The sequence below is a fragment of the Marinobacter sp. genome (assembly GCF_041687235.1).
Lineage (GTDB): Bacteria > Pseudomonadota > Gammaproteobacteria > Pseudomonadales > Oleiphilaceae > Marinobacter.
In genome coordinates this window covers 93076-106347 of sequence record NZ_JAWLCH010000014.1, presented here as the reverse complement: position 1 = coordinate 106347, position 13272 = coordinate 93076, and the positions used below count along the sequence as shown (strand labels likewise).

Genomic DNA, 13272 nt, shown 5'->3' with positions numbered 1-13272 from the left:
AGAGCCCTGAGCGAGAGACAAATGCCGATATCGGGGCGTTGTAAAAGGTCCGCTTTGTGGTCAATTCGATTGTTTCTGAATGTCCGCTTTTGTTTAAAAGCCCGCAGTATTCAGGAACGTGTCTCACCAAAATCTGGGCGCTCGCGCCAGACTATAGTTGCGTCATTATTAACCGTGAGTTGGCTCTGTAGTGGAAAATTTATGCTTCAAAATTTGGAAAAGTTATGGGTAAAACCACAGTAGTTATCCTCAACACATAATTCGAATACTTTTCGCAGTAAAACGTCCGTACTGTCATCTCTTGCACCTCTAAAATTGGGCTTCGACGCCTGCGCCTCACCGCTCGCATTTTATTCCCCACTATTCCCCGCTGTATCGACACCAACACCCGCCTTATGCAACTCCTTTTAGGCATTCCCCGGACCCCTTATCCATATTCTGCAAAAAGCACACCGGCTCTATCCGAATTCTGCAATAGAATCTGAAAATCCGCCTAAAATCTTCAGAGAAGAAAACCAAATAATCCATAAAAACCAATCGCTTAAATAAAATAAAGCCATAGCAATCAAATTCATTTTGGCCGCCTCTTAAAAAACAGTATGTAGCAATCTGCACCATAATGGCTCTCGTAAAGCTTGCGAAGAATTATTCATCGTATTGTTTCAAAAGAGATCCGTCCGTGAGAGCAAACCATCCAGTTACCAATCGAAGTGTGCCTGTCAGCCGGGGCGCAAACATTCTTTCAACAACAAATCCCAAGGGACAGATCACTCACATCAACGATGAGTTCGTTGATATCAGCGGGTTCACCCGGGAAGAACTAATTGGCCAGCCCCACAATATTATCCGCCACCCGGACATGCCCAGGGCCGCCTATGAAGAAATGTGGCGCAGGCTGAAGTCAGGCGAAACCTGGCTGGGCGCTGTGAAAAACCGGTGCAAGAATGGCGACCATTACTGGGTGCGAGCTTATGCCATACCGGTGATCGGAAAGAATGGCGAGGTCGCCGAGCTTCAATCAATCCGCTCCCAGCTTGATCCTGCCGCAGAAGCCCGGGCAGAAAAGCTGTATGCCAAATTGCGAGAGACCCAACCAGCCAAGGGACCAATAGAAGCTGCCAGACTTCGCCGCGGCCTGCCTTTACACCTAAAACTGATCATCGCGATGGTCCTGCTCCTGGCCATAACCACCATGGCACAATTCTTCGCCAACTCTCTCCAGGCTGCTATTGGAATCTGGTTCGGCACATCCCTGATCGCTGTTGCAGCGATTTCTGGCATTACGGCGCCTCTCAGGCGGTGCATCCACAGAGCTCGTGAAGTCATCAACGACAGTGTCGCGGAAAAGATCTTTACCGGGCGAGTCGATGACATCGGCAGCCTGGAACTGGTCATTACCCAACAAAGCGCAGAACTTGATGCCATCGTCAAGCGCATGGACGACGTTATCGGGAAGCTGGGTACCGGGGCAGAACACACAATTTCCCGCAGCACAAAAGCCCACTCTGCCGTCCAGGAACAGTCAGCGGCCACAGATACTATTGCGGCTGCCAGTGAACAGATGGCCGCCACCTCTCGGGAAGTGGCCACTAATGCTTCGGGAATGCTGGATCAGGTTCGCATGGCCAACGAACGGGTTGCCAGTGGCCAGGCCCTGACCAGGGAAACCCGGAACAGCATGGATGCGCTCTCTGGTGAACTGGCCGAGGCATCGCGAACCGTTAGCCAATTGACGGAAGCGAGCAAGGGCGTCGCACAGGCACTCAGTGTGATTGGCGAAATTACCGAGCAGACCAACCTGCTTGCGCTGAACGCCTCCATCGAGGCTGCCAGAGCAGGCGACGCCGGCCGTGGTTTCGCAGTGGTTGCAGACGAGGTCCGAAGCCTCGCCCTGAGAACCAAAACAACAACAGAGCAGATCAACGAAACCCTTGGTCGATTTCATGAGACCGTGTCAAACGCTACTGAATCCATGAAGCGCTGCGACAGCTATGCCCAGAAAACGGCCGAAAACGCAGTCAGCTCCGAGAACACACTTGCGGAGCTGGTGACCTTTATAGAGCGCATTTCAGAAGCCTGCGATGGGACTTCTGCAGCTGCTGAACAGCAACACAACGCGTCCTCCGAAATATCCGGCCGAATCGTCAGCATCAACGACCTGGGCGATACCGCCATGTCTGTGGTCCGGGAAGCTCAGGAATCCCTGCAGGAACTGAAAAGACAAATCGGGGAAGTGGCTGGACTGGTTTATCGCCTGCGGGAAAGAAACACCGCCTAGCCCGAGAGACTCTATGGATGGATAAGACTTGTTTGCAATGATTGATATCTTCGTTCTCGGGAACAAACGCACGGAAGCCTGGCTCAAGCGACAGAGGAAAACCCTGACGTCTTCGGGTTTCGACTGTCGCTTTATTCAGGCTGGCACAGCACTCGAAACAATCGGTAGTCCCGATCTCTGGATCTTTGACGCAGACAGTTTCGAACCATCTTTTTTCGAATCAGCGATCGGAATAGCCCGAGAACCGTCTGGTTCCAACAGAGCACCGATAGTCGTTATCGGTGATTCTGTTTCAATAGAATTGGCGAGCCAGGTTGTCGGCATTGGCGCTCAGCGTTTTCTGGCCAAGCCAGTCACCACGAGGATGCTCAGCAATGCCTGCAGCGAGCTGGGCATATCAGAGTCGCGGACAGTCAGGAAGGTCCTGGTCATTGAGGACAGGAACGAGATTCAGGACAAAATCCAGAAACTCCTGCCCGAAAGCTCCATAAACGTTATCGCAGCCCCTGACCTTGAAGGGAGCATGGCGTTGCTCAGAGAGCAGAGTCCGGATGCAATCATTATCGGCCGGACCGACGATGGATATGATCGCCAGGAGCTTGCCGACATTCTGCACTTCCTCCCCGAAGCCTCGAACCTTCCCATTATTTTTATCATCGAGTCCGGCAATGATCCCGCAGAAGGAAAACGGTGGGGGTTCAAGGCAAATTGCTATCATGTCAAGCTCTCGGAACTTGCGCAGGCCGTCCGGGCACTCACCTCGTTCAGCGATCGACGGAGAGTATCCGGTGGACGAATCTACGACATCCTTTACGAGCGCGAGCAGGAACACTTTGCCCTTAACCAGCACGCCATTGTCAGTAAAACCGACAACAAAGGGCAGATTATTGAAGTTAACCGGCGTTTTTGTGAGATCAGCCAGTACTCAGAAGCAGAGCTTCTGGGGCAGAACCACCGCATTCTAAAGTCCGGGCACCACGCACCCGACTTCTACAGGGCTCTCTGGAAGACCATATCCCGTGGCGACGTTTGGCAGGGTGAGATCTGCAACCTTGCAAAAGATGGCACATGTTACTGGGTATCATCGACCATCGTGCCCTTTCTGGATAACAGAAAGCGGCCCTACCAGTACATCGCCATCCGAAAAGACATCACCCACGTTAAAACAGCCGAACGCCGTATTGAGGCTCAAAGCCAGCTTGCTAGATTGATCAGTGAGGCCAGTGCCAAGGCCATGGCTGACCACTGGTCGAAGGCCCCAAGTACGCTTCAGGCCGCCATGCAGCCACTGTGCGCCTTTCTGTCGATCTGGCACGTGTCAATTCATCTCACTCCTGCCAACTCGGCTCCCGAAACATGGAACAACGTCTTCGAAGCCCCGGAAAACGGGGCCTCCATCGCCATTTACAGCTCCAAAGATGCTGACGACTCAAAGCTGGAAATTGACGGTGGGGCCTTCGAAACAGGTCTAAAGACTGATCAAGCCGAACTCGGTCGCTTACACCTTTATGCCGAACGAACTCCGCAGCTCGAGATATTCTGCGAGCAGGGGTTGTTCGACCTGCTCGGCAATGTCGTGTCTCACTCACTCGCACGCTGGATGTCAGAGTTCGATCAGGAGCGCAGCCGTGAGCGCCTGCGCAGGGCGCAGTCGTTTGCAAATATTGGAACCTGGGAGTGGGATCTGGATACCGATGATCTGTTTTGGACTGAGCGAGTGCCAATGTTGTTTGGCTACCCCGAGGGTGATCTTGAAACCTCTTTCGAAAACTTTATCGGTGCTGTACATCCAGATGACAGAGACAGCGTTCAAAAAGCCATACAGGCATCTATTGAATACGACCTGCCCTATCACATAGAGCACAGGATTGTCTGGCCGGACGGTGCGATTCGCTGGTTACTTGAAACCGGAGCGGTGGTTCGCGCAACGGATGGCGCCGCAAAACAGATGCTGGGCGTCGTCGAAGACATAACCGCCATTCGTGATGCAAAAGACCAATTGGCACGCCAGACCACTCTTTTGAACATGCTTCATGATTCGCTGACTGCCTTTATCCTTGAAGGCAAATTCAGGGCGACCCTGGATTCCATGCTGGATAGCCTGCTCGAACTTACCGACAGTGAATTCGGATTTCTGGCTGAAGTTCTTTTCACACCCAAGAACGCGCCCTTCCTCAGAGTTCAGTCTATTACGGATATTTCCTGGAGCCCCAAAGCCGCGGAGATGTTCAGCCGGGTCGGCACGGAAAAATTCGAGTTTCACGAGCTGGATAACATGCTCGGGGAAGCCATTCGCCGGCGAGAAATCGTAACCGTCAATGCTCCCGAGTCGGAAGAGTTTTTCACAGCTCTGCCAAAAGGACACCCCAAAATCCGAACACTTCTGAGTGTTCCCATTTTCATCGGTTCTGAACTGGTCGGGAACTTCGCCCTGGCAAACCGACATTCAGGCTACGACACGTCAATCATCGAGTTCCTCCGGCCGTTCATGGCGACTTACGGGGTTATTATCAATTCCCAGAGAATGATCGATATGGAGGAGGTTAACCGGAAGAGCCTCATCCGGGCGAAACAGCGGGCCGACCAGGCCAATCGCGCAAAATCGGAATTCCTCTCCAACATGAGCCATGAATTGCGGACGCCCCTGAACGCGATTCAGGGTTTTGGACAGTTGCTGGAAAGTGACCCGAATCTCAACGAAGACCAACAGGACAACGTTAACGAGATCCTCTCTGCCAGTGAACACCTGCTCGCGTTGATCAATGAAGTGCTCGATCTCGCCAGAATCGAATCCGGCAAGCTGGAGCTCTCCCTCGAAAATGTGCCCGTCAGCTCTGTAATTCATGAGGCGCTAACGTTAATTAAACATTCTGCCGAGAAAAGGGGGCTCAACATTACCGTTGGCAATATTGAACATTTCCACGTGACAGCTGACTGGACTCGACTCAAACAAGCCCTGCTCAACCTCCTCTCCAATGCGGTGAAGTACAACCGGGAGAACGGCACCATCTGCATCGAAGCAGAATTCCACCAGGAGTCCTGGATAGACGTGCGTGTGACCGACTCAGGTAACGGCATCCCGGAATCCAGAGTTCCTGAGCTGTTTAAACCTTTTAATCGGCTGGGGGCGGAACTCAGTCATATTGAGGGCACAGGTATCGGGCTTTCTCTGACGCGGCAACTGGTAGAGCTGATGGGCGGGCGCATAGGCGTCACCAGCACAGTCGGGGAAGGCTCAACCTTCTGGATACGATTACCTGCTGAGAGCCGGAACACCTCTACCAGCGGCGTCCCAACACTTCATTCGGAGCCTGCCCGGGATAACCCTGGCGACCATCACACGACAGACAGGCGAACGATACTCTATATCGAAGATAACCCCGCAAACCTCAAGCTCATCGAACGCATCATTACACGTCAGCCTCGCTATTCTCTGGTTTCTGCCCTGAATGCGGCTGACGGCCTTCAACTGGCAGAGAACTATCCACCCGACCTCATTCTGGTGGACATAAATCTGCCGGACATGAACGGTTATGTGCTTCTTGAAAAGCTGAAGTCGATTCAGCACCTGAATGAAAAACCCATGCTTGCGCTTACAGCGAATGCAATGCGTGAGGACCGACAGAAAGCCGCAAGTGCGGGTTTCGATCATTACCTCACGAAACCCATCAACATCGACGAACTGATTAACACACTGGATACATACCTCGGGTAACAGACTCATGTACGCTTTTTCAGACGAGAACCTCCATGAACAGACCATCTTCATCGTGGACGATGAGTTGGTCAATCTGAAGCTACTGGACAAGATCCTTACCTCTGCGGGTTATACAAACCTGGTATTGATCAGTGATCCGCGCGAGGTGCTGGCTCTCTATCAGGAACACCGTCCCTCATTGATCCTGTTGGACCTGAATATGCCCGACCTCGACGGGTACCAGGTGATGGAGCAGCTTGTCGGGCTCGAGGATCCTCTGTTACCTCCGATCATTATCCTGACAGCACAACACCACCAGCAATACCTTCTCAAGGCGCTGGAAGCCGGAGCCCGGGACTTTATCAGTAAACCGTTTGATCGGCGGGAACTGCTGATGCGAGTGAAGAATTTTCTGGACGCCCATGTTGCCCACCGGCTGGTCCGGAATCAGAAGGATCACCTCGAAAATCTGGTGCAGCAACGCACCCTCGAACTGCAGGAAACCAGGCTTGAAATTATCCGGCGCCTCGGCCATGCGGCGGAGTACCGGGACGAAGAAACCGGCAACCATATCATCAGAATGAGCAAGATGTGCGCTCTGCTCGCGCGCAAAGCAGGCTGGTCGAAACAACAATGCGACCTCATCCTCAGCGCCAGCCCCATGCACGATATAGGGAAAATAGGCATCCCGGACGCCATCCTCTTAAAGCCGGGAAAGCTTGAAGGAGATGAGTGGCTGACCATGAAAACCCACGCCGAAATCGGCGCCAGGCTGCTGGAGGGTAACGACAGCGACCTGATGGTTATGGCACGGGAAATAGCCCTGAATCACCACGAAAAATGGGACGGGAGTGGCTACCCGGCCGGACTAAAGGGAAACGACATCCCCATGTCCGGAAGGATTGCGGCACTGGCAGATGTATTCGATGCCCTTACCTCCGTCCGCCCCTACAAAAAAGCCTGGCCCCTGGAAGAGGCCGTCCAGCTGATCCGGGACAACCGCAGAAAGCACTTTGATCCGGAGCTGGCTGACCTTTTCCTGGATGATGTCCAGGCGTTTGTCGACATAAAAAATGCTTACCAGGACTTACCAGAAGAATAACTCAAATGAACGATCAAGATCTGAAGTCGATGATCAACCTGATTCCAGACGCCGCCATTTTGGTCAATCGAGACCAGAATATCGTTGCTGCAAACCTCAAAGCGGCCGCAATTTTCCAGACCAGAATAGAAGACCTGCTGAACGCGCCACTGGACAACCTGATCCCGGAATCATCCGTGGGCGTTCACAGACACCACGTTGATTCCTTTCTGGACCAGCAGCAACCCCGGCCCATGGGCGCTGGTCTCAGATTAAATGGCAGACGCAGCGACGGTTCAGAGGTTCCGATCGACATTATGCTAAACCGGATCAGATACGAATCCGTGGACTACGGCATTGCCATTATTCGTGACGACTCGGAAAAAACCGAAATCGAAGTGATGAAAGAAAAGCTCCAGGCCGCCAATATTCGCCTGACCAGAGCCCAGGAAGTCGGCGGCATGGCCTGGTGGGAAAGCGATCTTCGCTCTGGCCAGGTGCTCTGGTCAGCCATGATGCCCCGTATGCTCGGGCTTCGGCAAAATGAACAGCCATCATTTCGCGCAATCCGGAAGGTTTGTCTCCCCGAAGACAGAAACCAGCTCGACGCCATTCACGGATTCTCGGGAACCGTGTCCGGAAAAACCGTCCGTTACAGAATCCGAAAGCCGGGGGGCGAGGTTCGCTGGATTGAAGAAACCTGCCACCAGGAAACGGACGACCTCGTGATGGGCGTGCTTCGTGACATTACGGAACAGAAGAATCTCGAAGAACAGTTACGGAGAGAGTCGGTTACCGACGAACTGACTGGTTTGTTCAACCGCAAACAATTCAATCGCGATCTGAAAAGCGCCTATTCGACGTTTGTTCGGTCAGGCATCAACTCTGCCACCCTTACTTACGACTTTGACCATTTCAAGAACATCAACGATATCTACGGACACGCCATGGGAGACGAAGTCCTCAGCCAGGCTGCCAACCTTGTCAAGGACCAACTCCGACCATCCGATCACGCTTACCGTCTCGGCGGCGAAGAATTCGCCATCTTGCTGGGCGATACCAGCCTGGTTAATGCCCGGAATTTCGCTGAGCGAATTCGGAAAACTATTCAGAAAGCCCGCTTTCGGGTGGGGGATGTCCGGGCATGCGCCACGATCAGCATCGGCATTGCGCAGTTTCGGCCTTCAGACAAATGTTTTGAGGATGCTCTCAAAAGAGCGGATGAAGCACTTTATCAGAGCAAAACCAGCAACCGGAATACGGTCAGCATTTGCGAGTAACAATCTGACATAACTAACAGGGACAACTTCTGGCCGCGCACTGCAGACGTTGGAAACAAACAACAACCCACGAGCTGGATTCCTTAGCCGGTTCCTCGCTCGTTAGATCGAGATTCATTTTCTCGGCACGTTCAATTCGAGGAGTTCGAAGATGCTTATGAGCAAATTTCTGGGAAATCTTGCCGTTGGCAAGAAGCTGGCTGGAAGCTTCGCTGTCCTGCTTGTGCTTCTGGCCATTGTTTCCGCTGTCAGTTTCTTGTCGCTCAATGAATACAACCGGGGAGTTCTGATTGTAAAACTCGCTAACACTGCCGAAATTGATTTGCTGGAAGCGGAAAGAGATGAAAGGAACTTTGCGATTACGCAGGATGCACAATACATTGAGCGCGCTATCGAATTCGTGGCTGACGCCCAAAATGTATTGGCACCTCTGATTGAAATGAACAGGGAAGGCAGTGACGACCGGCAGAAGGCCCGGAAAATTTTAGAAGGTGTACACAGCTACGAGAACCTTCTTAAACAATACCAAACCGATATCTCCGGCCCTCCAGAAGTCGTCAAATCTCTCGAAGATCAGATGTACGCCGTTGCAACCGGCACCATTGAACTTATGGAGGAGCTAAAGTACGCAGAGCAGACACAACTGCAGGCGGTCTACGACCTGGCTATTGTGGAGATCATTGTCGTGACCGCTATCGCCCTCGTGATTGCCGTCGTCCTGGGATGGATATTGACACGATCAATTACCCATCCGATTAACGAGACTGTTGAAATCGCCAACAAGGTCGCCTCCGGCGACCTGACCGTGAACGTTCAAAGCCAGCGCGGCGATGAGTTCGGTCAGTTACTTGCCGCATTCGGAACCATGATAACCAACCTGAGAGAGCTGATCAGGGAAATTGAAACCGGCGCCTCCAGTATTGCCTCTTCCTCGGAAGAGCTTTCTACCGTAATGAATCAGACCAGTAAGGGCGTTGCGGACCAGCAATCCCAGACCGATCAGGTGGCAACCGCCATGAATGAAATGGTCTCAACCGTCAATGAAGTTGCCCAGAGCGCAGAGGCAGCCTTTGCGGCAGCCAGTCAGGCAAGCGAAAAATCCGGTAACGGTGAAAAGGCCGTTCGCGAAACCCTGGAACTCGTGGCGAACTTGAACACGCAAAGCGCCAATGTGATGGAACTGCTGAATGGTCTGCAAGCGGAAACCAATAACATTGCTACCGTTCTGGATGTCATCAAGTCGGTTGCGGAACAAACCAACCTGTTGGCACTGAACGCCGCCATTGAAGCAGCCAGGGCTGGCGAACAGGGACGGGGATTTGCAGTGGTGGCTGACGAAGTGCGGTCATTGGCTCAGCGCACTCAGAGCTCGGCAGCCGAGATTGAAACTCTGATAAGTACTCTGATCACCAGCGCAGAAACATCGGTTGCCGGCATGGAAACCGGTACAAAGCTTGCGGAACAGACATTGGAGCGCGCGCAACGGGCAGGCACGGCCATTCAGGAGATGGCGCAGGGGGTTGAAGAAATCCGCCGGCACAACAGTCAGATTGCGACCGCCGCTGAAGAACAGAGTTCCGTAGCGGAAGAAATCAATCAGAACGTCACCCTCATCCGTGATGTGGGCGATCAATCTGCCGCGTCTACCGAACAGGTCTCTGCCGCCAGCGAGGAATTGGCGCGGCTCGCAGAGGGGCTCAATTCGCAAGTCGCCCGTTTCAAGATCTGACCCTGGACATCGGCAACGAAAACATTAGCAGGTATGAGTATGCCCGGGTTCAGCGGAGCGTCGCCACGGCTCCCGGGTGCTCAGCCGGGTCAGGCTGGAATAGCGCCCGAAGAGGTATACCAATACTTCGTCCGCCGGGGTGAGCCTGCATCCACCAACCAGACCTTCTCCGCGTGCTTCTGGAGCGCTTCGAGGCCCTCCAGGGTATCACTGGGGTACTCACCAAAATGATCGTGGTAATAGGAAGAGAAACGGCCCGCATGGTTGAAACCCCAATTGAGAGCATGATTTGCCACCACAGGATCCTCTCGATAACCACAGATCAGCGATTCCCGGGCCCTGACCAATCGCCGTGACCGACAATAGCTGTACGGCGTCAAACCGGTGTATTTTTTCAAGAGGTAATAGAAGTTCCTGAGGCTCATTCCGGAGTCTTTCGCAATCCTGTCCAGATCTACACCCGTCTTCAGATGGTCGTTTATAAGTTCGAGAGCCCGGCAAAGCCGGCGCTCGTCACCTACCAAAACAGGCATATCCCGATTTGCAGCCGCTTCTCTGTCCCCGGCCATGTACTGGTGAAGGGCTTTGCCAAAACGGTTCGTCCGCTCTACTGCATGGGTATGATTCCGGAAAAACGGCGTTTCGACCAGATAACTCTCGAGAAGTGTGACCAGCTCTGGATCGCCGGATTTAAGGCGCATACTTTCGCTGCTCACAATGGACTGGTCTGGCTGCACTATGAACAGGTGGACCTTTGCAGACAATCGCGCATAAAACTGAACCCCCTGGTTGAGCACAAAAGGGGCGCCTGGCGCACTGACGAAGCGCTGTCCGTCAACCTCGAATTCGACCGTTCCCTGCAGAGGCATAATAATCGCTGCGGTGGCAGCATTAGCCCCAAAAATGCTGGCGGCGGAACTCAGATAAAAACCGCAAACATTTACCGTTTCAGTTTCAAGAAACGACAAGCGGCCCGAAAAATCACAGGCATCCGCTGAAAGATCAACCTCCATTGAAAGCCGCGGAGCGAGGGTCAGGGCCTGCAGGGAGGACAACCAGTTTTCCGGGATGTCAGTCTTTAACCGAAGGTAATGTTCGAGAATGTAGAACTGGGTACTACAGGAACGCATGAATAACTCCGATTAGGAACGCATGCTACATAGCATCCGCAAGCGGAGTTTATAGAAAGTTACTTACTGTCACATAGCCATATATTGCAACAAATGTAACCGCGCTCTTCGCCTCATGACAGGAACAGCGACTGAAAGTACGTTACCAGCCGGCCAGGTTAATTTATTGTGATTGTACAATGAGATCTAACAGATACTCGGACAACCTCTGGTAGCTGTATTCCACCCGCGCATAGGCCGAATTCGGCAAACCCTCGAACTCGCGGCCACAGTCACCGCCCGCGTTGTACCGTTTCAGGTAGGCATCACGGATGAGGTTCGGTTGTTCTGCGACAAAGCCTGGCCCGTCTGCCGCCGGGTAATTCATCGCCCACTCGAAACTGCCATCACCGCTTACCCGAGGGAGCTGGAGCCGATCCGGATCGAGGAATCCGTAGCGCAGCAGTCGAAGATTCGGTTGCTCCGGTACTGAAAACTCCCGTCGATCGAACTCAAGAACCGTATCGGTAAAACCGTCTGGCTGCGGCTCATAGCCTGAAAACTGGTACGCCTGAACGCCGGTTACAACCTGACTCGCGTCGACAGCGTCATCCCGTGGGTTGCAGCTGCTGATGCCGGCCGCAAACGTTACGGCTTCCACCTCACTGCCCTGCTCTGAAATCCGGTAACCGGGAAACACGGACGACGAATTTGCGGTTTCTGGAACCAGCGTGCGCGTTGCGCCACCGCTGGTCTCTGCAACCAATTCCACCAGATCACCACTGTCCCTGGTCCAGCTGTAGGTTACCTCTGGAGGGCCGCCCAACTCCGTTGAATCCGCAGCAATCCCCCTGTGCGCATGGCAGGTGGTACTGGTCTCGAAGTAAATGCGCCGGTTGTCCCAATCAAAAATCAGACGTTCATCAGTGCCCTCGTCGTCGAAATTCAAGCGGCTCTGATCCGAAAGCGCGGCGGACGGCAGCCACTGGGTTTGCAGGTCCGCCATATAGCCATTCACACCGATCAGTCTTGCCAGCTCCGGCATGGAGGGTGCCAGACAGCCGTTCGCCGAAACGGATAGCAAACGCCCGCTCTCACTGTAATCGAAGGCCAGCTCGGCCGAGATCTGCAGGCCGGAGCGGCTGGCAGGCAGAGTGTCCTGATTGGAGGGCTCGGCGTATACCTTCTGGCTGGTCAGCAGCACCGGGTCGCTCAGTTCCACATCCACCTCGGGTAAGGTCAGGGCATCAACGTCGACATTGGCAAAATCACCCCGGGCGGCGGCATCAACCACCGCGATAACATCGCCGGCATTCTGTACCAGAGACACGCCCAGCAAAAACGCCCCTTCCTTGCTCAGGAATCGCTCCGTGCCGTCACTATCTCCCGCTGCCAGCAGGTCGTTATAGGCAGCTGGAATCTGGCTGGCCATGAATCGTGCCAGTGCCCTGGCATAGGCGTGTGAGCGCTCGTCCCGGGCGAGGATATAGTCACGCACCAGATTCAGATCGGCCAGGCTCGCAGCAGCACCAGAGGGCGTTTCCAGGAACGAACCCAGCCCGACAATGCCCCGGTAACGGGCCAGTGTGGTCAAAGGCGTGATATTGCGAACACCAGGAGGCGCCGACATCAGATAGGCGCTGGCCACCGGGACGTCTTCGTTGCGAGTTTCCTCAAGGGTTTTACCCGGCAGGGCCACGGCATGCAGCGAATAGTCCCGTGGATCAAGGTCCGGGCCCACTGAAGGGTCCAGAACCAGCTCCGAGATATCCATTGCGAAACGACCGCCAGCAGCACTGATGGCCGTGGGCTCACCAGAGGCAAGGGTAACTGAGCTGCCGTTATCCAGTTCGATAACAAGGGGCCCCGGGGTGTACTGACTGTCACCATCCACATCCAGCCAGACCCGGGCGTTCTTCAGGTAGCCGTCGATGACCTTGCCCGTATAAGGCGCAGGCTCACTGTACTCCACGCCATCGAAATCCCGCCCGTCCACGGGCAGCTCGTCGGATTCCTCACCGCAACCGGCGAGGAAAAGGGAGAGAACAGGCACAGAGAGACCAATGAGGCATTTCATCGCGGCAACCGTTTATCCTTG

7 protein-coding genes are annotated in these 13272 nt (G+C 53.8%); 5 read left to right on the top strand and 2 right to left on the bottom strand.

Features of this window, described 5'->3' with window-relative positions:
* The first annotated feature begins 679 nt into the window (after positions 1-679).
* From ACESMK_RS16555 to ACESMK_RS16535, 5 genes are all read left to right on the top strand, one after another.
* Positions 680-2278, top strand: coding sequence for a PAS domain-containing methyl-accepting chemotaxis protein (locus ACESMK_RS16555; protein ID WP_373001147.1), 1599 nt, complete (start codon positions 680-682; stop codon positions 2276-2278).
* Between the two features lie 37 nt (positions 2279-2315).
* Positions 2316-5993 (top strand): PAS domain-containing protein, encoded by a 3678-nt coding sequence (locus ACESMK_RS16550; protein ID WP_373001145.1) that lies wholly within the window; start codon positions 2316-2318, stop codon positions 5991-5993.
* Between the two features lie 7 nt (positions 5994-6000).
* Positions 6001-7077 (top strand): HD-GYP domain-containing protein, encoded by a 1077-nt coding sequence (locus tag ACESMK_RS16545; RefSeq protein WP_373001143.1) that lies wholly within the window; start codon positions 6001-6003, stop codon positions 7075-7077.
* Positions 7078-7082: 5 nt separating this feature from the next.
* Entirely contained in the window at positions 7083-8336 is a 1254-nt protein-coding gene (locus ACESMK_RS16540; RefSeq protein WP_373001141.1) for a diguanylate cyclase, read from the top strand.
* Between the two features lie 157 nt (positions 8337-8493).
* Entirely contained in the window at positions 8494-10065 is a 1572-nt protein-coding gene (locus tag ACESMK_RS16535) for a methyl-accepting chemotaxis protein (RefSeq protein WP_373001139.1), read from the top strand.
* An 89-nt stretch (positions 10066-10154) separates the two neighbouring features.
* Here the strand turns inward: ACESMK_RS16535 and ACESMK_RS16530 are convergent, their stop codons facing one another.
* Together ACESMK_RS16530 and ACESMK_RS16525 are read right to left on the bottom strand one after the other, a co-directional pair.
* A complete protein-coding gene (locus ACESMK_RS16530; protein ID WP_373001137.1) occupies positions 10155-11195 on the bottom strand; it encodes an AraC family transcriptional regulator in 1041 nt (346 codons plus the stop codon).
* Between the two features lie 163 nt (positions 11196-11358).
* Entirely contained in the window at positions 11359-13251 is a 1893-nt protein-coding gene (locus ACESMK_RS16525) for a hypothetical protein (RefSeq protein WP_373001135.1), read from the bottom strand.
* Positions 13252-13272 lie beyond the last annotated feature (21 nt).